The sequence below is a fragment of the Nocardioides immobilis genome (assembly GCF_003515065.1).
Classification (GTDB): Bacteria; Actinomycetota; Actinomycetes; order Propionibacteriales; family Nocardioidaceae; genus Nocardioides; species Nocardioides immobilis.
Genome location: NZ_QXGH01000023.1, coordinates 1 through 21327, shown reverse-complemented (window position 1 = coordinate 21327; position 21327 = coordinate 1). Strand labels below are relative to the sequence as shown.

Sequence of the window (21327 nt, the reverse complement as noted above, 5' to 3'; positions counted from 1 at the left end):
CAGTGGCCGTGGCCGGGTGGTCTTCGGCTCAGTAGCCGTCTTGGGCGCCGATCTGGACCACCCCGTCCGCCACAGCGGCATCGATGCTAGCCAACAGCCGAGGGCACCCCCGGTGTCCGTCCCGACTACCGGAACGTGACCTCCGGCACAGCTCCGGGCACGCGGCGACGGCCTCGGCAGTCCACTGGATCGACGTCTGGTGGTCGGAATTCTTCTTCACCTGGACCGTCGCCAAGCAGTCGAGACAGGCGACCTCGATGAGCCGCGCCTGCGTGTAGAGCCGCTGCTCCTCGAGGGTCTCTGCCGAGGTGGGGACGAAGGAAGCCATCAGCGATTCGCCAGGTTCTCGGCTACCTCGGCGTGCCAGAACTCGTTGGCCCGGGTGGTGTCGACCTCGAACTCGAACCGGTCGGTCATCTCGGGCTTGATCTCGGCGACGTCGGTGTAGAACTGCTCGTACCAGCGGCGGAGCTGGTAGACGGGTCCGTCCTCCTCGCACAACAGCGGGTTCTGGACCGCGACCTTGTTCTCCCAGATGGCGACGTCCTGGAGGAAGCCGTCGCCGAAGGACTCGGTGTAGCGCTCGGCGATGTAGTTGACGGTCTTCTCGTCGAGACCCTCCGGCTTCCGGACGCTGATGCCGTACTGCAGCGTGAACGAGTCCGGCCCGGTCGGGATGTGGCAGTTGATGAGGATGACCTCGGTGACGAAGCCCTTGTAGTCGACCTCGAGCCAGTTGATCATGTACGCCGGTCCGAAGTAGGTGGCCTCCGACTTGAGCGTGGAGTCCTCCCCGCTGTAGCCACCCTCGGACTTGTCCGGACGCCCCTTCGACTCCATGAACTGGGTCGCGGTGTGGCCCTCGAAGATGTTGCGGAAGCTCGTCGGGAACGCGAAGTGGACGTAGTAGAAGTGCGCCATGTCAGCGACGTTGTCGATCAGCTCCCGGCAGTGCGAGCCGTTGATCTCCTTGATGTGCCAGGACCACGGGGTGTACTTGTCGGTCAGCACCTCCGGGAGCTCGGGCGGCAGGATGTCGTGGTCGGCCGCCGACCCCTCCGGGTCGTTCCACATCAGCAGCTGGCCGTTGACCACCGCGGTCTCGTAGCGGCGCGTGCGAGCGCGGAGCGGGACCCGGCGCGCGTACGGGATCTCCTTGCACTTCCCGTCGCCACCCCACCGCCAGTCGTGGAAGGGGCACGCGATGTTGTCACCCTTGATCTCGCCCTGGGTGAGGTCGCCGCCCATGTGCCTGCAGTAGCCGTCGAGGACGTTGAGCTTGCCCGTGCTGTCCTGCCAGACCACGAGCTTGGTGCCGAACCCGTGGATCGCGTGCGGCTTCCCGTCAGCGAACGTCGAGGCGAGCCCGAGGCAGTGCCAACCTCGCGCGTAGCGGAGCGGCGTCGTCCCGTGGTCGAGGCTGCGCACATCGGACTTGGCGGTGTCACTCATGTAGAACACGTTACAGTTTTGCCGCTAGTCTGACAACGAACACCCCGATTGATCCACGCCACAGGAGGCGCCGTGCACGTCGAGTTGGAGCCGCAGCAGGTCGCGCTGCGCGAAGAGCTCCGTGAGTACTTCGCCGACCTGGTCACCCCCGAGATCCGGGCCGGGCTGTCGTCCGCCACCGGCGAGTTCGGCGAGGCCGGTGTCTACCGCGACATCATCCGCCGGATCGGACAGGACGGCTGGCTCGGCATCGGCTGGCCGAAGGAGTACGGCGGGCAGGACCGCTCGATGATCGAGCAGCTGATCTTCACCGACGTCGCTGCCGTCGCCGGCGTACCGATCCCCTACCTGACGCTCAACACCGTCGGGCCCACGATCATGCGGTTCGGCACCGAGGAGCAGAAGGAGCTCTTCCTCCCGAAGATCCTGGCCGGCGACCTGCACTTCTCCATCGGCTACTCCGAGCCGGGCTCGGGCACCGACCTGGCGTCGCTGCAGACCAAGGCGGTGCTCGAGGGCGACGAGTGGGTCATCAACGGCCAGAAGATGTGGACCTCGCTGATCCAGTACGCCGACTGGATCTGGCTGGCCTGCCGCACCGAGCCCGACCAGCCCCGGCACAAGGGGCTGTCGATGATCCTGGTGCCGGCGGACTCCCCCGGCTTCTCCTACACCCCGGTGCACACCGTCGCCGGCGTCGGCACCTCGGCCACCTACTACGAGGACGTGCGGGTGCCCGCGGGCAACCTGGTCGGCGAGAGGGGCGGCGGCTGGGCGCTGATGACCAACCAGCTCAACCACGAGCGGGTCGCCCTCACCTCGGCGGCTCCGCTGATCCACTCGCTGCAGCTGGTGCGGGACTGGGCGACCGAGACCCACAGCCCGGACGGCACGCGGGTGATCGACACCGAGTGGGTGCAGATCGCGCTCGGCCGGGCGCACGCCCGGGTCGAGGCGCTGTCGCTCATCAACTGGAAGCTCGCGGCCGACGCCGACCACGGTGTGGCGCTCTCGCCCGCCGAGGCCTCGGCCACGAAGGTCTACGGCTCCGAGCTCGCGACCGAGGTCTACCGGACCCTGATGGAGGTGGTGGGACCGCACGCCGGGATCACCGCCGACTCCCCCGGCGCCGCGATCGCCGGCCGGCTCGAGCGGTTCCACCGCTCGTCGCTGGTCATGACCTTCGGCGGCGGCACCAACGAGATCCAGCGCGACATCATCGGCTACGTGGGTCTCGGCCTGCCCGCGGCGAAGAGGTAAGGGACCCAGCATGGACTTTCTGTTCACCCCTGAGCAGGACGAGGCCGCCGGCCTCGCGGCCGAGATCCTCCGCGACAAGGCGACCCCCGACCGGATGAAGGCGGTCGAGGCTGCCGGCGACCGCTTCGACCGCGAGCTCTGGGCGACGCTCGGCGACGCCTTCGACTGGACCGACCTCGGGCTCGTCGAGCTGGCCCGGGTGCTGGTCGAGGTCGGCCGAACGGTCGCCCCGGTGCCACTGGCCGTCCACGGCGCCTGCGTCGCGTTCCTGGGCCAGGTCGGCCAGCCGGCCGATCGGGCGTTGTACGCCGCGGCCGTCGCCGAGGAGCGGGACCACCTCCCGGCAGCGCCGACCGTGGTCGCCGACGCCTCGGGCGCACTGACCGGGACGAAGACCCTGGTCCGGGCCGGCATGCCCGCGGACGCCCTGCTGGTCACGGCAACCGGGGCCGACGGCGACGTCGGTGTCTACCTGGTCGACGCCGCGAGCGTCGACCGGCAGCCGCAGCACACCAGCGACGGCGACGTCACCGCGCTGATCACGTTCGACGCGACGCCCGCGACCCGGATCGGTGACGAGACGTCGCCCCATCGCCTGGGCCAGCTCCTCACGGTGTGCGCCGCGGCCGAGCAGCTGGGCGTCACCGAGGGGGCGCTCGCGCTCACGGCGTCGTACGCCAAGACGCGCGAGCAGTTCGGCCGTCCGATCGGGACGTTCCAAGCGGTGTCCCAGCGCCTCGCCGACGGCTTCATCGACGTGCTCGGCCAGCGCCTGACCCTGTGGCAGGCGGTGTGGCGGCTCGAGCAGGGCCTGCCCGCTGCCACCGAGGTCGCCGTCGCGAAGCTGTGGGCGGCCGATGCCGGCCACCGGCTCGCACACACGACGGTGCACGTGCACGGTGGCGTCGGCATCGACCTCGACGGCGAGGCGCACCGCTTCTTCACCACGGCGAAGCGCTTCGAGTTCCAGTACGGCGGCGCTACCGACCAGGCACTGACGATCGGTCGGGCGCTGGCGCAGTAGCGACCGGCCGGTCGTCGCGCGCCGCGAGCACGATCAGCACGCCCGGGACCACGCCGACGAAGAACGGCGACGGCACCAGCATGATCCCGCCCAGCACGCACCACCCGGCCACTCCCCAGCCGACCCACGCAGGCACCGGCACCCCGCGCGCTGCCAGGTGTCGCACCAGCAGGCCGAGCAGGACCAGAGGTACGGCGAAGCTGCCCACGCCGCCCCAGAAGGCGGCGACGACCGCCTGATCGTCGACGGTCTGCTCGGGGATGAGCGGAACCGTCGCCCAGAGCCCGTCGCCCAGCCAGTCGGCGACGCGGGACCAGTCGATGATCACCGAGACCACCGCGTGGCCGACGCCGAGCACGAGCAGGATCCCGCTCGCCCAGCTCAGCAGCCGCCTGCTCATGCGACCCTCCTCGCGAGGTAGGCCAGGCACGCGACCGCGAGGGCAACGCCCCAGACCGGCCACAGCAGCTCCGGCGCCCAGGCGGCCCAGTCCGACGTGGCCCCCGGCACCTTCGACAGGTGACCCGTGAGGACGAGCCGCCAGAACGACAGGCCGGCCGAGGTGACCGCTCCGGCCACCAGCAGTCCCGGCACCAGCGCCAGACCGATCGGCACCGGGCGGCCACCGACCCGCGGCACCCACGCCCAGAACACCTCGCCCCAGCGCGCCCGCAGACCGGTGGTGAGCCAGGCGCCGACGACGGCGAACAGGGCGAGCCCGAGTCCGGCGTACCGCCCCGACCCGAGGTCGTCGAGCATCTCCCGTCGTACTCCCAGCGGCACGTCGAGCGCCCACGCGATCCGAGTCACGGCGTACAGCAGCGGTACGACGACCGCGACCCCGACCGCCGCTGGCCCCCCGCGGGCCCAGCGCCGCCGGTCCGGACGCCCGCCCCGGCCGAGAGCCGTTGCCCGGTCGAGCAGGTCGAACCCGGTCACGGCGATCGCGACTCCGCCGACGGCATGGGCAAGCGCGGCGGCCGAGTCGATGAGGATCGAGCCGTCGAGGTGACCCGCCGCGGGCCCGACACCGACGAGCGCCATCAGCGACATCGGCAGGTACCCGAGGAACGCCAGCGCGCGCACGTCGGAGATCGCGACCGCCACCACGATCCCGAGCCCGATGAGCGTCCATCCGGCGATCCTGCGCATCGACGGACTGCGTCCGACGGTGCCGACGACCTGTGCGGCGAGGACCATCGCCGCCGTCACCGCGATCACCCAGGACATCTGGCCCGCCGTCAGCCCGCCCAGGGCGGAGGCCTCCTCCGGCGACCACGGGTGCGGCGTACGGCCGACGACGGCCAGCGCCGTCAGCGCGAGGAACGCGACACCCCAGACCGCAGCGACCCACGGGGTCGCCTGCAGCACGCGCGGACGGGCCGCGGTGCGCTCGAGCAGGGCGGTCATGCGGACACCTGTCGCGCCCACTGACGGCCGATGGTGCGCAGCAACGCCGGGTAGACGACGAGGTGGCGGAACGGCTTGATGAAGGCCATGTAGGCCTCGCCGAACCAGCCGTTGGGCTTGACCAGCACCGCCATCTGCGCCCGATGTCCGCCCCGGACGGAGGCGTCCTCCACCCAACCCAGGTGCAGGAGGGCGTGCACGGTGCTGTTGGCAACCTCGGCGACGTACTCGTCCTCGGTCAGGTACACCGGCTCGAACGGGACTTTCTCAAACCCGGGACCGGTCGTCCCCCGCAGGTCGTCGGGCAGCCGGTCCCGGAGGGAGGCCACCCGGTCCCCGACGCCCGTCGACTCGTCGTCGAGGCCGAACAGGTCCCCGAGCCGCCAGCGGATCGCGAGCAGGATCCGGTACGGGAGCGGGAAGTCGCGCTCGTCGCCACCGGCGGCCAGCTGCTCGACGAGGCGCGACAGGTCGTCGGGCCCTCCTGGTGTGGGCAGAGCCCACACGTCCTCGAGCCGGAAGTCCGGGGCGATCTCGTGGATCCGCCACGGCCGGCCGGTGTGGGCCTCGGGCGGAAGTGGTCGGGTGCGAAGAGCTGTCTCGGTCATGCACCCGACGATGCTTCGTGACCACCCGTTCCCGCGTCGCCCGCTGTTCGCTCCTCGCTCACCCTCGAGGGTGAGAGCGCTTCACCAGGCCGGACTCGTAGGCCAGGACGACGGCCTGCACTCGGTCCCGCAGCCCGAGCTTGGACAGGACGTGGCCGACGTGGGTCTTGACGGTGTTCTCCGACAGGTGGAGCCGGTGGGCGATCTCGGCGTTGGTGTCGCCCGTCGCCAGCTCGCGCAGCATGTCGAGCTCGCGCGGCGTCAGCCGCTCCCGGATTGCCGCCGCCTTCGCCCCGGTGTCGGCCGGGGTGGCGGCGACGTGCTCGATGAGCCGCCGGGTCGTCGAGGGCGCGACCACGCCGTGACCGGCGTGCACGGTGCGGATCGCGTCCACGATCTCCTCGGCGCGGGCGTCCTTGAGGAGGAACCCGCTCGCGCCGGCGCGGATCGCGGGGAAGGCGTACTCGTCGAGGTCGAAGGTCGTCAGGGCCAGCACCCGGGTCGCCGGCAGCTCGCGCGTGATGATCTCGGTCGCCTGGATGCCGTCGAGCCGTGGCATCCGCAGGTCCATGAGTACGACGTCGACGCGCCGGCCACGCACCAGCGCGAGTGCGTCGTGACCGTCTGCCGCCTCGCCGACCAGCTCGAGGTCGGCCTGGCTCTCGACCATCATCCGGAGGGCCGAGCGCATCAGCTCCTGGTCGTCGACGACAGCCACCCTGATCCGGTCGCGCAGCTCGCTCACAGGGGCATCCTCGCGCTGACCTGCCAGCCCGTCCCGACCGGCCCCGCCTCGAGGCTGCCGCCGACGGCCTCGACCCGTTCCCGCATTCCCGTGAGCCCCCGACCGGGCGCCGCACCGGCCGCAGGCGGCCCGCCGTCATCGACCACCACGACCCGCAGCCCGTCCGGATCGCGATCCACCCGGACCCGGGCGCCCGACCCGGGGCGGGCGTGCCGTGCCACGTTGGTCAGCGCCTCCTGGACGACCCGGTAGGCGGTGAGACCGACTCCGGGCGGCACCGTGGCGAGGTCCGCGGCGTCGTACTCCACCGCCAGGCCGGCGTCCCGCAACCGTTCGACCAGCGCCGGGAGGTCGGCCAGGCCGGGCTGGGGGTCGGTCGGCGCTTCGTCGTCGCGGAGGACGCCGAGCAGGCCGCGCATCTCGGTGAGCGCTTCTCGTCCGGTGCCGGCGATGGTCTCGAGGATCTCGGGAGCGCGGTCCGGCGACTGGGCGACGACAAGCCGCCCGGCCTCGGCGTGGCTCACCACCACGGCGAGCGAGTGCGCCACCACGTCGTGCATCTCGCGCGCGATCCGGCGGCGCTCGTCGGCGGCGCCCCGCTCGGCCAGCTGCGCGACCCAGGCCAACCGGGTGGCGCGGAACTGCCCCAGCGCCCAGGCCGCGACCGTGCCGCCGACCGTCGCCGTGCCGAGCATCGCCCACCAGGTCCAGCCCTCGAGCGCGGCTCCGGCGAAGCCCCAGAGCCGCACCACGGTCAGCAGGCAGCCGACCAGCCCGCCGACCAGGGCCACGGTCGGCCACGGCCGGGGAGCGTGCGCGCTGACCGCGTAGAGCAGCACGAAGAAGCACAGGCTGCTCGGCAGCAGCACCGGGCCGTAGTCGCTCCCCGCCGCCGTCGCGGTCGGGCCGCCCAGGTCTGGAGCGGCGACCAGCACGAGCTCGGCCACCGCCCCGACGGCGTACGACGCCAGCGGCCACTGTCGCGCGGTCGCGACCGCGGCGTGCACCGCCACCAGAGCGACGAGGAGAGCCGCCTCCCATCCCGTCGCCACCTCGCCCTCGACCACGGCGGTCCACCCGACCGGGAGGACGACCAGCGCCAGCAGCCCGGCGAGCGCCAGCTGGGCGGCATCGCCGAGCCAGCGCGGGCCGGGGCCCGTCACGGTCACGGTCGCGGTCATGGCCTCAACCTACGGCCGGGTCGTTGTCGAGCCCCGGAGCGAGCGCGTCGATCACCTCTCCGAGGAGCCTCCGCAGCTCTGCCAGCCGCTTCTTCCCGAGCACCGAGGCGAGCTGCGCCTCCACGTCGTCGATGTGCTGCTGTCCCTCATGGACACACCTCAGTCCCCGCTCGGTGTAGCTGACGAGCTTCGCCCGCCCGTCCGTCGGGTCGGGATCGATCCGAACGATCCCGTCCCGCTCGAGGTCGCGCACGATCTCCGCCATCGACTGCTTGGTGATCCCGGCCTCCGCCGCCATCGCGGAGATCCGGGCGCCCTCCGCGGGAAGCGACGCGAAGACCGCGTCGTGCGTCGCCCGCACCTCGGGGAAGCCGGCCGCGGTCGCTGCGCGGGCCATGTCGTCCCGGAGCGCTCGGTGGACGTCCTCGACGACCCCGATCAGGGGTCGCGCCGGCGGCACTCGGGGCGTCATTGACATTAGACAGGCTACCTTTCTATATTAGACAGGCAGCCTAACTATATCGGAGACCTCGATGCCGGACGACCCGCGACACTCGGACACCGGCACCTTGTGGATCGGCCGCCACACCCGCTCGCGGCACCAGCTGTCCCTGGTGTTCGGCCTCGACGACCTGCGGTTCACGGCGTCGTACTGGTATGGCGACGTCGACCTGCTCGCGCTCGAGCATCGGTTCGGCGAGGAGTGCATGGAACGGGTGTACTTCCACATCGCCGCCTTCACCGCCAACACGCTGGTGAGCCTGCGGCCCACGGTGTTCGACCCGGGGCCCTACGGACGCTTCTGCACCGAGGAGTTCTGGACGCTCTGGACCCGGGTCGTCCGAGGCGTGTGGGCGCAGTGGCGGTTCGAGCACGACCTGCCCGACTATCGCGGCCCGAGCCTCGGCGGGACGCCGAGCCGCTCCCCCGCGGTTCCGGTGTCCGTGGCACCAGGACGCCGCCCGGACCGGGCCGAGACGCTCGCGTTCTTCGGCGGCGGCAAGGACAGCGTCGTCTCCCTGCGGCTCCTCCAGCAGGCCGGCCTCCGTTGCGACACCCTCGTCTACTCGAGCTCGACGTACGGCTCGGCCGACAAGCAGCACACCCTGTGCGACGACCTGCTGGACTCCCTCGGCTCACCCCCGACGAGCCGGCGCCGCGTCTGGTCCTACGACGACGTCCTCGACAGCCCCGTCGTACGGCTGGCGCCCCAGCTCGGGTCGTCGGCCCTGACTGCTGCCGAGACGCCGGCGTCCTTGTTCGTCGCCCTTCCGCTGGCGCTGGAGCACGGCTACAAGCGGATCTGCCTCGGGCACGAGCGGAGCGCGGACCGCGGCAACGTCGTGTGGGCGCGCACCGGGGAGTCGGTCAACCACCAGTGGGGCAAGTCCACGGAGTGCGAGGAGCTGCTCGCCCGCTACCTCCGCGCCGAGCTGATCGACGACTGTCACTACTTCAGCCCGCTCAAGCCCGTCTACGACCCGCTCATCCTCACGATGCTCGCCGCGGCTCCGGCCTCCGTCCCCTTCACCCACTCCTGCAACGTCGCCAAGCCCTGGTGCGGACGGTGCGCCAAGTGCGCCTACGTGTGGCTCGGCTACAGCGCCTACCTGCCGGCCGACGTGGTGGCGCGGACGTTCGCCGGCCTCGGCAACCTGCTGGACGTCCCGGAGAACGACGCCTGGTTCCGCGGGCTGCTCGGCCTGACGGACCACACTCCGTTCGAGTGCGTCGGCGGCGTCGACGAGACGGTCCTGGCGTTCGAGCTCTGCCGACGGCGAGGGCTGCGCGGCCGCGCCATGACCATGTTCGAGCGCGAGGTGCCGCCGGTCGACGTCGTACTCCTCCTCGAGCGCTACCTGGGCGTCGAGGGATTCGCGGAGTCCTTCCCTGCCGACCTGCGCGGGCCCATTGCGAGTCGCCTGCTCCTGGCCTCGGACGACGCCTGGTCCAGCTACGGCGCCAGCAACCTAGCGGCACCGTTGGTGAGGCGGACCGCGTAGAAGCCGGTGTGGACGTCGGTGTACCAGATCGACCGGCGCCGCGGGTCCCAGGCCGGAGCCGACATCGCGTAGGAGCCGGGCTCGGGGATCAAGGTGGTGCCGGGAAGGGACGGCTTGTTGAAGTAGGCGACCTCGCGCGGGTGCTCCGGGTCGCGGATGTCGAAGACCCGCAGGCCGGACAGGATCATCGAGCAGGCGGCGATCCGTGGGTTCTTGCGGCGCGGCACCGAGCAGTAGTGGGCGGCGTAGCCCTGGCCCGGCGACACCGTGCCGGGATCGCGGAACAGGTCGTCGGTGCGGTACGCCGGCTGGTGGACCTCGAGCCGGATGTCGGACACGATCCGTGGCCGGCGCGGGTCGTCGACGTCGATGATCCGCGCGGCGCCGACAGGCGACTCACTCAGGTTGGTCAGCCCGTCGAACGAGAACAGGTCGACGAACTCGTCGACCTCGAGGACGTACTGGTGGCCGTCGACCGTGAACGGCTCCGCCACCTGCGGGATGGCGAGCTCCGGCCAGGTCAGGTCGGACAGCACCCTGACCTGGGGGTCGTCCCTGCGGGCGTGCACCTCCGAGACGTCGAGGATCCGCAGTCCACCGTCGCTGACTCCGGTGCTGCTGGGCGATCCGATGTTCGCGACGTACATCCGCCGGCCGTCCGCGGAGAACCGCAGCCCGTGGTAGACGACGCCGCCCTTGCTGTAGACGATCCTCGGCGAGCGCGGGTTCGCGATGTCGACGGCGACCAGCGTCAGTCCGGCGGCGCCCGCCGACCAGAACGTCCGCCCGTCGGGCGAGAGCCCGCTCTCATGGCCGAACAGGCCCGACGGCGTGCTCGAGAGGAGTCGCGGGCGCCGGCAGTTCTCGCTGATGTCGTAGATGTCGACGATCCCCGGCGCGGTGGCAAGGGTGCCCATCACTGCGATCAGCAGCCCGCGCCGCTGGTGCAGCAGCAGCGACTCGTGGGGCGCCAGCATCGCCGGCGTCACCAGGCTCGCGGTCCGGCGTGGGTGCGCGGGGTCGTTCATGTCCAGGGCAACCACGCCCACCCCGGCGAGCGTGTCACCGAGGACGTCGCGCGGCATGATCGGGCTGGAGTCGTAGTACGCGCAGGTGTTGCCTGCCTCGTCGCGGTAACGCAGGGTCTTGAACCCGCCGGACTTACCGATGTGGCTGACCATCCGGGTGTTGCAGGTGTAGCCGCGCGCGGCCCGGCCGGACTGGTAGTCGGCCTTCGGCACCCGCCCCTGGACGGATCCCTCCGGACGCGATCCGGGACCGCACGTCGCCTCCGGGACCGGACGGGCGGAACGCGGTCCGTCATCGAAGGCGGCCGCGGCGAGGGCGCCTCCACACATCAGGCTCGCGGCCACGAGAGCGAGTGCCAGTCGGCGCCAAGCGCCAGCGCGTTCCGAGCTCGGCGGCGTCACCAGCGCATCAGACCAGATGTACGGCGGGCCGTCGAGTGCCTCCCGCGTGCCGGACCGGTGCGGACCGGTGCAGACCGGTCTAGACCGACCCCGCCGTCCGCGCGCCGAAAGTGAACTCCCGTTGTACTCTTAAGCACTCGCTCGTGCGGTTCTTCCTGTGTGTGCTCCAACACGCTCCAACAGGAGGCGGCTCCAACCACCCGCACCCGCGATGGCTCCAACCACGCACGTCACTCGAATTGGGGGTTGGCCTCATGGCCACGAACACTCTGCACGCGCGCCTGCGCGTTCTCGCCGGCGCCGTCGCCGCCGGCCTCAGCCTGACCATGGCGATCCAGGGCTCGGCGCACGCGTCCGTGTCACCGACGCCGACCAAGACCGCCGGCCTCTCCGGCGAGGCCGTCTTCGACCTCGCCGTGCTCGACAGCGGCCGGGTCATCCTGGGCGGTCGCTTCACCGGCGTCGGCGCGTTCCCGCGCACCAGCCTCGGCGCCCTCCTGCCGTCCGGCAAGGCCGACCCGGCCTTCGCTCCGACCACGAACGGCGAGGTCCGCGCGGTCGCCGCGTCCGAGGATGGCACCCGAGTGTTCATCGGCGGCACCTTCACGGAGGTCAGCGGCGTGCCCCGCCAGAACCTCGCTGCGCTCGATGCGGTGACCGGCGCCCTGATCGAGGACTGGCAGGCGGACACGGCCGGAACGGTGCCGACGGTGCGGTCGCTCGACGTCCACGGCAATCGGCTGTACGTCGGCGGCAGGTTCGACACGATCGACGGCGGCGCCAAGCAGAAGCTCGCCGCGGTCGGCGTGACCACCGGTGACCTGGTGCCGTGGAGCACGTGGATCAACGGCAACGTCAACGAGGTCCGGGTGTCACCGGACGGGTCCACCGTCTGGGTGGGCGGGGCCTTCACGAAGATCCGCGGCGTCGCGCGTGCTTACTTCGGCGGCATCAACGCCGGCACGGGAGTTCCCACGTCCTTCAACCGCTCCTCCTTCGGCGGCGTGGTCATCACCGTCGCGGTGAGTCCCGACGGCGGCTGGGTCTACGCCACCACGGAGAACAACTTCCTCTACGCCTACCGGCCGACCGTGTCGAACAACCACGTGTGGGGCACGAAGATGAGCGGCAACGTGCAGGCGGTCGCGGTCTCGCCGACCGAGATCTACATCGGCGGACACTTCTCGCAGTTCACGGAGTACGGCGTCAAGCGGCCCTCCCTGGCGAGCGTCGACTTCGCCACCGGTGCCCCGACCTCGTGGGACCCGAAGACCACCGGGCTCCTGGGCGGCGGCTGGGCCCTCGTGATCGAGGACAACTACCTCCACGCCGGCGGCCAGTTCACCCACTTCGACGGCGTTCAGCAACGGCTCTACGCGAGGTTCGCCGGCACCCCGACGCCCTGAGGCGGAGTCGCCGGGATCGATCAGATCCCGGCGATCCCGTCGAGCTTCTTGACCGTCGCCTCGAACTCGGCGACCAGGTCCGACATCACCTCGACGACCGGGCGAACCTCGTTCATCCGGCCGACGATCTGGCCCACCGGCATCGAGATCACGTCCGGGTCCCCGGAGGCGTTGATCCGGTTGTGCGCGTCGGCGACCAGGAGGTTCTGGAGCGGCATCGGCAGCGGCGCCGGTGCGTCCTCCTCCGACCACGCCTCGGTCCACTTGGTCTTGAGCAGCCGCGCGGGCTTCCCGGTGTAGATCCGGGTGCGGACAGTGTCGGACGAGGTCGCCCGGAGGAACGCGGTCTCCCAGCCCTTGTTGCCGGCCAGGTTGCGGTACTCCTCGGTGCCGAGCCAGATCGACCCGGTCCACACACCCTGCGCACCGAGGGCGAGCGAGGCCGCGATCTGCCGTCCCGACCCGATGCCGCCGGCACCGAGCACGGGCACGTCGGGCCCGACAGCGTCCACGATGTCCGGGGTGAGGACCATCGAGGCGATCTCACCGGTGTGGCCGCCCGCCTCGTAGCCCTGGGCGACGATGATGTCGACGCCGTTGGCGACGTGGCTCACCGCGTGCTTCGGCGCACCCGCGAGCGCAGCGACCTTCAGCCCGGCCTCGTGGCACTGCTCGATCACGTCGTTCGGCGGGGTGCCGAGGGCGTTCGCGATGAGCACCGGCCGGTGCTGGAGCGCGACGTCGACGTGGGAGCGGGCCATCGAATGCAGCCAGCCGAGGACCCCCTCCCGGCCCTCGCCCTCGGGCAGCGGCGGCACGCCGAGCTTGAGCAGGGTCTCGTCGACCCACTTCTTGTGCTCGCCGGGGATGTACTCCGCGAGATCGGTCGATGTTCCCTCGGTGGGGATCTTCATCGGCATCACGACGTCGACGCCGTACGGCTTGCCGTCGGTGTTCTCGTCCATCCACGTCAGCGCCTTGTCGAGCTCGTCCGCCTCGTTGAAGCGGACGCAGCCGAGGACGCCGAGGCCACCGGCGCGGGACACCGCGGCGGCGACGTGCTCGGAGGGCGTGAAGGCGAAGATCGGGTACTCGATGCCGAAGGCATCGCAGAGGGCGGTGTGCATCAGGCGTTCGCTCCGTTGGTGGCGGTCTGGGCGGTGCCGGCGGCCTGGGCGCTCAGCGCCATCTCCTTGGCAGCCGGGTACTGCGCCTTGCCGGTGGCATTGCGCGGGATCTCGTCGACGAGGGTGAGCACCCGCGGCAGCTTGTAGCCGGACAGGTGGGTGCGCAGGAAGGTCCGCAGCTCCTCCAGCTCGACCTTCTGGCCTTCCCGGGGCTGGACGACGGCGGCCACGGTCTGGCCGTACTTCTCGTCCGGCAGGCCGACCACGAGTACGTCGTACACCGCCGGGTGCCCCTTGATGGCCATCTCGACCTCTTCGGGGTACACCTTCTCGCCGCCGGTGTTGACGCAGTTCGAGCCGCGGCCGAGCAGCGTGATCCGGTTGCCCTCCTCGAGCCGCGCGAAGTCGCCCGGGACCGAGTAGCGGACACCGTCGATCTCGTAGAACGTGCGCGCCGACTTCTCCGGGTCCTTGTAGTAGCCGACCGGCACGTTGCCCGACCGCGCGGTGCGGCCGACCTTGCCGACGTCGGCGACCGGGTCGAGGACGTGGCCCTCGTCGGAGATGACCGCGGTGTTCGGTCCGATCGACACGACCGGGCCGTCGGTCGACAGGGCGCTCGCGTCCTGCATCCCGGTGCCCTGGAAGCCGGTCTCCGACGAGCCGACGGAGTCCGTGAAGATCGCGTTCGGGAACTGCGCCATCCAGCGTTCCTTCACCGCCTTGCTGAAGACGGCAGCGCTGCTGGCGATCGCGAACAGCGACTGCCCGCTGAAACTCTGCCCATTTCCGGGGCCGGCTTCGTAGGCCTCGATCAGCGGCCGCGCCATCGCGTCGCCGGTCATGAACATCATGTGGCACTGCTCGCGGTCGACGATCTCCCAGGTCCGCACCGGGTCGAACTTCGGCTCGAGGATGGTGAGCTGTCCGGAGAAGAGGTGCATCAGCAGGCTGGCCTGGGCACCGCCGTGCATGAGCGGGCTGAGCGGGAAGGTGATCAGCCCCGGCTCGGCGGCCTTCTTCGACTGGTCGTACTCGCTGAGCGGCTCGCCGGTCGTGAAGTCGATGCCGCCGCCCAGCACCCGCCAGAAGTCCTCGTGGCGCCACATGACGCCCTTCGGATAGCCGGTGGTGCCGCCGGTGTAGATGATGTGGATGTCGTCGGGGCTGCGCTCCCCGAAGTCGCGGGCGTCGCTCTGGTCGGCGACGGCGTCGGCGAGCAGGACCCCGTCGTACGACGAGAAGTCGCTCGCGTCGTCCGGCTCGACGGGGTCGGGCAGTACGACGAACGTCTGCAGCAGCTGGTGCTTCGGCGACACCTCGGCCACCAGGTCGCTGTAGACCCGGTCGTGCACCAGGCCCTTGAGGTCGGCGTTGTCGAAGATGTAGTCGAGCTCGCCCGCGACGTAGCGGTAGTTCACGTTGATCGCCACGGCCCGCACCTTGAGGATCGCCAGCAGGGCGATCACGTGCTCGATGCTGTTCTTGGCGTAGAGACCCACGTGGTCGCCCGCGCCGATGCCGCGCGAGGCGAGGAAGTGCGCGAGCTTGTTGCTCTCGGACTCCAGCTCTGCGTAGGTGATCGTGCGCGCGCCCACCTTGACGGCAGGCCGGTCCGGCGGGGCGGCGTCGACGGCGTGTTCGAAGAGGTCAGCGATGTTCAAGGCCACAGCTCCGAGACTAGAACACGTTCCAGTTTTTCGCTAGCGTGGCTCGCATGACGACCACGGATGGACAGACGAAGACCGACACCGCACAAGAGGAGCCGCACTGCCTCGTCGAGCTGGTCGGGCACACCCTCGTGGTCACCATGAACCGGCCCCAGGTGCGCAACGCGCTGTCCGGCGAGATGCTCGCGATCATGGAGCAGGCCTGGGACCGGGTGAACTCCGACCCGGAGGTCCGGGTGTGCATCCTCACCGGCGCGGGCGGCGCGTTCTGTGCGGGCGCGGACCTCAAGTCGATGAACAAGCGGCCGCCCTCGGAGAGCTTCGAGTCCGGCGAGTACGACCCGTCCGTCATCAAGGGCCTCCTCAAGGGCTTCCGCCTCACCAAGCCGCTCATCGCGGCGGTCGAGGGGCCGGCGATCGCCGGCGGGACCGAGATCCTCCAGGGCACCGACATCCGGGTCGCCGGCGAGTCGGCGAAGTTCGGCGTGTCCGAGGCGCGGTGGAGCCTCTACCCGATGGGCGGGTCCGCCGTACGGCTCCCCCGTCAGATCCCCTACACCGTCGCCGCCGACCTGCTGCTGACCGGCCGGCACGTGAAGGCGCCGGAGGCCAAGGAGATCGGCCTGGTCGGCCACGTCGTCCCGGACGGCCAGGCCCTCGCCAAGGCACACGAGCTCGCCGACCTGATCGCCGCCAACGGCCCGCTCGCGGTGCAGGCCATCCTGCGGACGATGCGGGACTCCGAGGGCAAGCACGAGGACGACTGCTGGGCCGACGACGCCCGGGTCGGCGCCGCCGTGTTCGCCTCCGACGACGCCAAGGAGGGTCCGCGCGCGTTCATGGAGAAGCGCAAACCCGAGTTCAAGGGACGGTAGCCCCGATACCTTGCCGGGCATGGATCTCTCCGGTCTGGCCGGGTTCCTCTTCGGAGCCGTGTTCTGCGTAGGCATCGCCGCCGTCGGGATCTACGGCGGGATCCAGGCCCAGAAGCGGGCGGCCGAGCGGCGGGCGGCGCTGGCCGGATATGCCATTCAGCGGGAGTGGGAGTACCGGCAGAGCGACCCGTCACTGGTCAGCCGGTTCGGCGGCCCGCCGTTCGGCAACGGCTACAGCCGGAGCGCGACCAACGTCTTCCTCGGACGCCACGACGGCCGCCCCTTCGTGGCGTTCGACTACGACTACGTCACCAGCTCCGGCAGTGGGAGGATCACCGGCTCGCGCACTGGGAACCGCCGCACCCAGCACCACCACTACTCGGTGGTCGCTCTGAGCCTCGGCCTGCCGACGCCCGGCCTGGCGGTCGGACCCACCAGCACGTTCGGCAGCCTGATCAACGCCGTGACCGGCCGGGACGTCCAGGTCGGCAACCCGGCGTTCGACCAGTTCTTCACCGTCACCTCGCCGTCGCCGGAGTTCGCCCTCGACGTGCTCCACCCCGACGTCGTCGCGGTGGTGATGCACCACCCCGAGCTCGCCTGGCGACTCGAGGGCGACTCGATGCTGGTCATCCGTGCGGGGCAGCACTCGCCCCAGGAGATCGAGGCCAAGCTGCACTTCATGGACGCCGTCCTCGACCGGATCCCCGAGCACGTCCGGATGCGGCTGCTGGGCGAGCCTCCGCGCTGACGTCAGCGACCTTCGTACGGCGGGGGCGGCGGGGGCGGCGGGTACGACGGAGGCGGGGGCGGCGGCGCGGCGCTGCCCGGGTTCGCCTGGAACCGGCCGAGGAGCGCCCGGAGCTGCGCGGCACTCAGCCCGCCGCGGATCCACGTGATCACGATCGACACCGCGACCGCGATCAGGAAGGTGTAGAACGTCGCCTCGCCTCCGGCCAGGCCGACGAAGCCGCTGAACTCGGCCTCTTCGTCGTCGAAGTCGTAGCTCCCGGCGCCGTGGAGGTTCGCCAGCCGGATCAGCCACGGCACGGCGACGAGAAGCAGCAGGCACCAGATGCCGAGGTTGCGCGCCACGTGGGACACCTCCCGACTTCGCGACGCGACCCAGGCAGCGCAGCCGACCAGGACAGCGAGCAGGATCGCGGGCGCTGCCCACAGGGCCGGCTCCTCGCCCTCGTCACCGGCGTACCAGGCCAGCCGGTGGAACTCTTCGTCGGTCTCGTCCTCGTCCGACAGTCCCCCACTCGCCTCGTACTCTCCGCCGGCGCCGAGCTCCGCACCGGACCCGAGGCCGAGGAGCGCCTGACCGCCGTTGCCGAGCCCGCCGGCGAGCACCGCGATCGCCGCCCACGTCTCGTCGGTCGACGTGTCGTGCAGGTCGTTGTCGTTGTCGGGCCCGAACATGAGCAGACCCAGCCCGATCAGGCCGCAGAGCGGCAGCAGCACCGCCATCAGCGCGACGCCCTGGACGGCGGGCGCAAGCCACTCCGCGGCCGGCCGGGACTGTCCCGGCCACCAGTCACGCCGCGCCAGGCACGCGAACGCCAGGACGAGGGCGACCAGCCCGAAGGAGACGAACAGCGCGCTCGGTGCGCTGGTGCCCCAGGTCGCCGAGTCGCCGTTGCTCACCTCGTCGCCCGCCTCGGCGATCCAGCCACCGCCGAGCTCGTCGAGGTCGGACCGGAACACGAGGGAGCCCACGAAGAGGGGAAGTGCGACGAACAGGGCGACCCGAAGGACGTCGCCCAGTGCCGGCACCACGCTCGAGTAGGAGCGGACCATGCGGCGGAACGCCAGCACGCCGACGGCGAACGTGATGATCGTGACCGTCAGCGGATAGGTACTGGTGAAGGTGTCGATCTCCAGGTCGTCACCGAGGAACTCGCCCTCGAGGAACGCGTCGGCGCCGAACGTGGCGGCCAGGATCATCATCACGCCGGTCAGGGTGTTGTCGATCCCGAAGTCCTCGGGCTTGGCCATCAGTCCGAGCGCCGTGCTCAGGACACCCGCAGTCGCCAGCATCACGAGCGCGACGCCGGCCGAGCCGGTCCAGTTGCCGGCCAACAGCCGGGTGACGTCGAAGGGCTTGCCGCCCGCCGCCGCCGGCGGCGCGACGGGCGGCGGCGGCATGGGCGGCGCAGTCGGGAGCGCGGCCGTCGGAGGTGGACTGGCCGGAGGTGGACTGGTCGGCGGCGGTCCGGGCGGCACCAGCGTCGGCTCGGCGGCAGGCACGGCCGCCGTCCCACAGGTGCTGCAGAACTTCGTGCCCGCGGTGGGCTCCGAACCACAGTTGGTGCACAACACGTGCGTCCTCCTCGATGGCCGCCCCCGACCACCGGTGGCACTGACCTCGAAGGTTAAGGGTTGCCCCCGCCTGTTCGGGCTAGGACGCCCGACACGGCTTGGTGTCGACGGTGAGGCCGGGAGGGTCAGCCGACGGTGCGGCCCTGCCCCTCCCAGTACTGCGCGCGCAGCGCCTTCTTGTCCGGCTTCCCGAGTGCCGTCAGCGGGAGCGCGTCGGCGACGATCACGTCCTTGGGGACGTGCACCGAGCCCTTGCGCTCCTTGACCGCGGCCCGGATCTCCTCGGTCATCCGGGCGAGGGAGTCGTCGTCCCGCGCGGCGTCCGGACGGAGTACGACGATCGCGGTGACCGCCTCGCCGAACTTCTCGTGCGGCGTCCCGATGACGCCGACCTGCGCGACCATCGGGTGCTCGGCGACGACGTCCTCGACCTCTCGCGGGAAGACGTTGAACCCGCCGGTGACGATCATGTCCTTGGTGCGGTCGACGATGTACCAGAAGCCGTCCTCGTCCTCCCGCGCGACGTCGCCGGTGTGCATCCAGCCGTCACGGAACGTCTCCGCGGTCTGCTCCGGCAGCTGCCAGTAGCCGCCCGCGAGCAGCGGGCCCGCCACGCAGATCTCCCCCGGCTCCCCCTGCGGCACCGGCTGCCCGTCCTCGCCGAGCAGCGCGGTGCGCAGGAACGCGGCCGGGCGCCCGCAGGACGTCAGCCGCTTGTCGTACGGCTTGCCGTCCGCGTCGACGTGGTCGCCCTTGGCGAAGTAGGTGATCACCATCGGCGCCTCGGACTGGCCGTAGTACTGGGCGAAGATCGGGCCGAACCGCTCGATCGCCTCCTTGAGCCGCACCGGGTTGATGGCGGATGCGCCGTAGTAGACGGTCTCGAGCGAGGACAGGTCCCGGGTCCGCGAGTCCGGGTGGTCCATCAGGGCGTAGAGCATGGTCGGCACGACCATGAGCGAGTTGATCTTCTTCTCCTCGATCGTCGCCAGCACCTCGGCCGGGTCGAACCGCGCGGAGACGAACAGGGTGCCGCCCTTGATCACGGTCGGCACGAAAAACGCAGCGCCAGCGTGTGACAGCGGCGTGCACATCAGGAAGCGGGGGTTCGCCGGCCACTCCCACTCGGCCAGCTGGACCTGGCTCATCGTGTTCATCGCCTGGACGGTGCCGATGACGCCCTTCGGCTTGCCGGTCGTGCCGCCGGTGTAGACGAGCGAGACGATGTGGTCCGGCGGCAGCGTGCGTGCGTGCAGCGGCTGCGGCTCGAACGTCGCCGCGACGGCGGTGAGGTCCGAGCCCACGGACGCCAGGGACTCGGGCACCGGACCGATGGTCAGCACCTGCTTGAGACCGGGGCACTTCTCGAGCAGCTCGCCCGCGCGCTCCGCGAAGTAGGGGTCGATGATCAGCGTCGTGATGCCCGCGTCGTTGATGACGTAGGCGTGGTCGTCGGCCGAGCCGAGCGGGTGCAGCGAGGTGCGCTGATAGCCCTGGGTCTGGCCAGCGCCGAGGATGAAGAGCACCTCCGGCCGGTTCAGCGCGAGCAGCGCCCCGGGCGCGCCGGTGCCGGCTCCGAGCGACTCGAAGGCCTGGACGTACTGGCTGATCCGCGCGGCCACCTCCCCGCCCGTCAGCGTCACGTCGCCCAGGTGGATGACGGGACGGTCCTTGTGCCGCTTGAGAGAAGCGACCATCAGGTGGCCGTTGTGGGCGCCGATCCGCAGGGTGTCGTCCATGCACCCACACTAGAACGTGTTCTAGATTGCCGACAAGGTCCGCGTTCCGCCCCTTGGGAATCCGCACGCCGGTAGGTTCCGCGCATGGCCAAGCGTTCGCGCTGTGGCCTTCGCCCGCGAGCGCGGGCTCCCGCGCTGACCGTCAGCAACGCATAAGAGCGAGATCCCGTCGGATGTAGCGCAGGTGCGCCCATTCCTCCTCCAGGATGACGCGAATGCAGTCACCGACGCTCGGACGCCAGTCTCCGCCGCCCCACGGGTTCTCGCGTCCCTCCGCGAGCAACTCCGCCGTGGCCGTGGCCAGGAAGTCGGTCACCAGCCGCTGTCGCTCGGCCCGCACCGCGAGGATCTCCTCGTAGACCGGCAGGTCGACGCGGAAGATCGACATGTCGAAGCCCATCTCGTCGGCACCGGAGAAGATCTGGCCGATCTCGTCGAACGGCTGCTGCATCCGCAGGATCCCGCCGCGGAGCCAGGCGTCGGTCGCCAGGATGAGGTGCCGCAGGGTCTGGGCCAAGGACCACTCGTCGTCGACGTGGGCGTCCACCAGGTCCGGCGGCGTGCCCGCCACCGTCGCCTGCCACGCGCTCTGCACAGCGACCCAACCCTCGCGCAGCCCTTCGGGCGTCTGCGCCTTCTGCAGCTCGCGGCCCGGGAACTGCCGGTTGAGCTCGGCATCCACGAGCGGCACCACGTCGACCCCATTGACGAAGAGGCTGCCGAAGAACAGGTCGTGGCTGTCGATGTCGAGTCCGTCAACATCGACGCTGCGCATCCTCACACCGCTGACATCGGAGAATCGCAGGGTGGCGCCCTTGAAGCTCGCCTTGACGAAGGTCGCGCCTTCGAACTCCTTCGTGCCGGAATAGGTCGTCATCCCTCGATCATCACCGATGCCGGGGACAGTCCTGACCGACAGCATCCAGCGCCCGGGTCCGCACCTAGCCTCGACGTTTCACGGGGCGGCTCGCTGAGCGGTTCGGTGCCGTGGCGCTGATCGGGATCCGTTTCGGGCGTGCGCGATCGCCGGCGCTGGTGCCGCCGGTTCTCCGGGTCTTGGTCGTGGGAGTTG

General features: G+C 70.7%; 20 protein-coding genes. 6 read left to right on the top strand and 14 right to left on the bottom strand.

Annotated elements, in window-relative coordinates; genetic code table 11:
• Window positions 1-28: 28 nt before the first annotated feature.
• The gene (locus D0Z08_RS18510) at window positions 29-328 is read right to left on the bottom strand and encodes a hypothetical protein (RefSeq protein WP_118926745.1); all 300 of its coding nucleotides are present in this window, start codon (window positions 326-328) and stop codon (window positions 29-31) included.
• A complete protein-coding gene (locus D0Z08_RS18505) occupies window positions 328-1452 on the bottom strand; it encodes a 3-ketosteroid-9-alpha-monooxygenase, oxygenase component (protein WP_118926744.1) in 1125 nt (374 codons plus the stop codon). Before D0Z08_RS18505 ends, D0Z08_RS18510 begins: the two co-directional genes overlap by 1 nt.
• Before the next feature lie 72 nt (window positions 1453-1524).
• On the opposite strand from D0Z08_RS18505, the gene D0Z08_RS18500 reads away from it, so the two are divergent.
• Both D0Z08_RS18500 and D0Z08_RS18495 read left to right on the top strand, forming a co-directional pair.
• Window positions 1525-2712, top strand: a complete 1188-nt coding sequence (locus tag D0Z08_RS18500) for an acyl-CoA dehydrogenase family protein (RefSeq protein WP_118926743.1) — start codon at window positions 1525-1527, stop codon at window positions 2710-2712.
• A 10-nt stretch (window positions 2713-2722) separates the two neighbouring features.
• Window positions 2723-3736, top strand: a complete 1014-nt coding sequence (locus tag D0Z08_RS18495; RefSeq protein WP_118926742.1) for an acyl-CoA dehydrogenase family protein — start codon at window positions 2723-2725, stop codon at window positions 3734-3736.
• On the opposite strand, the gene D0Z08_RS18490 is transcribed toward D0Z08_RS18495, so the two are convergent.
• From D0Z08_RS18490 to D0Z08_RS18465, 6 genes are read right to left on the bottom strand one after another with little or no spacing between them, the layout of a single operon-like run.
• The gene (locus tag D0Z08_RS18490) at window positions 3693-4136 is read right to left on the bottom strand and encodes a DUF6463 family protein (protein WP_118926741.1); all 444 of its coding nucleotides are present in this window, start codon (window positions 4134-4136) and stop codon (window positions 3693-3695) included. The genes D0Z08_RS18495 and D0Z08_RS18490 overlap by 44 nt on opposite strands.
• Window positions 4133-5146 carry a hypothetical protein gene (locus tag D0Z08_RS18485; protein WP_118926740.1) on the bottom strand — a complete coding sequence of 338 codons (1014 nt, stop codon included), beginning with the start codon at window positions 5144-5146 and terminating at the stop codon, window positions 4133-4135. The genes D0Z08_RS18490 and D0Z08_RS18485 overlap by 4 nt, the downstream gene beginning before the upstream one ends.
• Window positions 5143-5754, bottom strand: coding sequence for a DUF2867 domain-containing protein (locus tag D0Z08_RS18480; RefSeq protein WP_118926739.1), 612 nt, complete (start codon window positions 5752-5754; stop codon window positions 5143-5145). Before D0Z08_RS18480 ends, D0Z08_RS18485 begins: the two co-directional genes overlap by 4 nt.
• 58 nt (window positions 5755-5812) lie before the next feature.
• A complete protein-coding gene (locus tag D0Z08_RS18475; RefSeq protein WP_118926857.1) occupies window positions 5813-6490 on the bottom strand; it encodes a response regulator transcription factor in 678 nt (225 codons plus the stop codon).
• A 5-nt stretch (window positions 6491-6495) separates the two neighbouring features.
• The gene (locus tag D0Z08_RS18470; protein WP_118926738.1) at window positions 6496-7680 is read right to left on the bottom strand and encodes a sensor histidine kinase; all 1185 of its coding nucleotides are present in this window, start codon (window positions 7678-7680) and stop codon (window positions 6496-6498) included.
• Window positions 7681-7684: 4 nt separating this feature from the next.
• Window positions 7685-8152: a MarR family winged helix-turn-helix transcriptional regulator gene (locus D0Z08_RS18465; protein WP_182481380.1), complete on the bottom strand. Its 468-nt coding sequence runs from the start codon at window positions 8150-8152 to the stop codon at window positions 7685-7687.
• 61 nt (window positions 8153-8213) lie between these two features.
• Between D0Z08_RS18465 and D0Z08_RS18460 the strand changes: the two genes are divergently transcribed.
• Window positions 8214-9683 carry a MurL-like N-terminal domain-containing gene (locus D0Z08_RS18460; RefSeq protein ID WP_118926736.1) on the top strand — a complete coding sequence of 490 codons (1470 nt, stop codon included), beginning with the start codon at window positions 8214-8216 and terminating at the stop codon, window positions 9681-9683.
• On the opposite strand, the gene D0Z08_RS18455 is transcribed toward D0Z08_RS18460, so the two are convergent.
• Window positions 9635-11056 carry an LVIVD repeat-containing protein gene (locus tag D0Z08_RS18455; protein WP_147381469.1) on the bottom strand — a complete coding sequence of 474 codons (1422 nt, stop codon included), beginning with the start codon at window positions 11054-11056 and terminating at the stop codon, window positions 9635-9637. The two genes, D0Z08_RS18460 and D0Z08_RS18455, sit on opposite strands and share 49 nt — an antisense overlap.
• 311 nt (window positions 11057-11367) lie before the next feature.
• Here D0Z08_RS18455 and D0Z08_RS18450 point away from each other — a divergent pair, with 311 nt between their 5' ends.
• A complete protein-coding gene (locus D0Z08_RS18450; RefSeq protein WP_118926734.1) occupies window positions 11368-12519 on the top strand; it encodes a WD40 repeat domain-containing protein in 1152 nt (383 codons plus the stop codon).
• Between the two features lie 20 nt (window positions 12520-12539).
• Here D0Z08_RS18450 and D0Z08_RS18445 read toward each other — a convergent pair whose 3' ends face one another.
• Window positions 12540-13646 carry an NAD(P)H-dependent flavin oxidoreductase gene (locus D0Z08_RS18445; RefSeq protein WP_118926733.1) on the bottom strand — a complete coding sequence of 369 codons (1107 nt, stop codon included), beginning with the start codon at window positions 13644-13646 and terminating at the stop codon, window positions 12540-12542.
• A complete protein-coding gene (locus tag D0Z08_RS18440) occupies window positions 13646-15316 on the bottom strand; it encodes an acyl-CoA synthetase (protein WP_118926732.1) in 1671 nt (556 codons plus the stop codon). The genes D0Z08_RS18445 and D0Z08_RS18440 overlap by 1 nt, the downstream gene beginning before the upstream one ends.
• A gap of 47 nt (window positions 15317-15363) precedes the next feature.
• Between D0Z08_RS18440 and D0Z08_RS18435 the strand changes: the two genes are divergently transcribed.
• A complete protein-coding gene (locus D0Z08_RS18435; protein WP_118926731.1) occupies window positions 15364-16191 on the top strand; it encodes a crotonase/enoyl-CoA hydratase family protein in 828 nt (275 codons plus the stop codon).
• A gap of 19 nt (window positions 16192-16210) precedes the next feature.
• A complete protein-coding gene (locus D0Z08_RS18430) occupies window positions 16211-16942 on the top strand; it encodes a type III secretion system chaperone family protein (RefSeq protein WP_118926730.1) in 732 nt (243 codons plus the stop codon).
• A 2-nt stretch (window positions 16943-16944) separates the two neighbouring features.
• Here D0Z08_RS18430 and D0Z08_RS18425 read toward each other — a convergent pair whose 3' ends face one another.
• The 3 genes from D0Z08_RS18425 to D0Z08_RS18415 all read right to left on the bottom strand — a co-directional run bounded on the left by D0Z08_RS18425 (window position 16945) and on the right by D0Z08_RS18415 (window position 21132).
• The gene (locus D0Z08_RS18425) at window positions 16945-18342 is read right to left on the bottom strand and encodes a hypothetical protein (RefSeq protein WP_118926729.1); all 1398 of its coding nucleotides are present in this window, start codon (window positions 18340-18342) and stop codon (window positions 16945-16947) included.
• Window positions 18343-18641: 299 nt separating this feature from the next.
• The gene (gene fadD8 / locus D0Z08_RS18420) at window positions 18642-20255 is read right to left on the bottom strand and encodes a fatty-acid--CoA ligase FadD8 (RefSeq protein WP_118926728.1); all 1614 of its coding nucleotides are present in this window, start codon (window positions 20253-20255) and stop codon (window positions 18642-18644) included.
• A 142-nt stretch (window positions 20256-20397) separates the two neighbouring features.
• Window positions 20398-21132, bottom strand: a complete 735-nt coding sequence (locus D0Z08_RS18415) for a DinB family protein (RefSeq protein WP_118926727.1) — start codon at window positions 21130-21132, stop codon at window positions 20398-20400.
• Between the last annotated feature and the right edge of the window lie 195 nt (window positions 21133-21327).

Coding starts and splice junctions, on each gene's coding strand:
- D0Z08_RS18450 (WP_118926734.1), top strand. CDS start 11,368: ATGGCCACGAACACTCTGCACGCGCGCCTGCGCGTTCTCGCCGGCGCC.
- D0Z08_RS18470 (WP_118926738.1), bottom strand. CDS start 7,680: ATGACCGCGACCGTGACCGTGACGGGCCCCGGCCCGCGCTGGCTCGGC.
- D0Z08_RS18430 (WP_118926730.1), top strand. CDS start 16,211: ATGGATCTCTCCGGTCTGGCCGGGTTCCTCTTCGGAGCCGTGTTCTGC.
- D0Z08_RS18490 (WP_118926741.1), bottom strand. CDS start 4,136: ATGAGCAGGCGGCTGCTGAGCTGGGCGAGCGGGATCCTGCTCGTGCTC.
- D0Z08_RS18460 (WP_118926736.1), top strand. CDS start 8,214: ATGCCGGACGACCCGCGACACTCGGACACCGGCACCTTGTGGATCGGC.
- D0Z08_RS18485 (WP_118926740.1), bottom strand. CDS start 5,146: ATGACCGCCCTGCTCGAGCGCACCGCGGCCCGTCCGCGCGTGCTGCAG.
- D0Z08_RS18505 (WP_118926744.1), bottom strand. CDS start 1,452: ATGAGTGACACCGCCAAGTCCGATGTGCGCAGCCTCGACCACGGGACG.
- fadD8 (WP_118926728.1), bottom strand. CDS start 20,255: ATGGACGACACCCTGCGGATCGGCGCCCACAACGGCCACCTGATGGTC.
- D0Z08_RS18435 (WP_118926731.1), top strand. CDS start 15,364: ATGACGACCACGGATGGACAGACGAAGACCGACACCGCACAAGAGGAG.
- D0Z08_RS18465 (WP_182481380.1), bottom strand. CDS start 8,152: ATGACGCCCCGAGTGCCGCCGGCGCGACCCCTGATCGGGGTCGTCGAG.
- D0Z08_RS18510 (WP_118926745.1), bottom strand. CDS start 328: ATGGCTTCCTTCGTCCCCACCTCGGCAGAGACCCTCGAGGAGCAGCGG.
- D0Z08_RS18425 (WP_118926729.1), bottom strand. CDS start 18,342: ATGCCGCCGCCGCCCGTCGCGCCGCCGGCGGCGGCGGGCGGCAAGCCC.
- D0Z08_RS18445 (WP_118926733.1), bottom strand. CDS start 13,646: ATGCACACCGCCCTCTGCGATGCCTTCGGCATCGAGTACCCGATCTTC.
- D0Z08_RS18415 (WP_118926727.1), bottom strand. CDS start 21,132: ATGACGACCTATTCCGGCACGAAGGAGTTCGAAGGCGCGACCTTCGTC.
- D0Z08_RS18480 (WP_118926739.1), bottom strand. CDS start 5,754: ATGACCGAGACAGCTCTTCGCACCCGACCACTTCCGCCCGAGGCCCAC.
- D0Z08_RS18495 (WP_118926742.1), top strand. CDS start 2,723: ATGGACTTTCTGTTCACCCCTGAGCAGGACGAGGCCGCCGGCCTCGCG.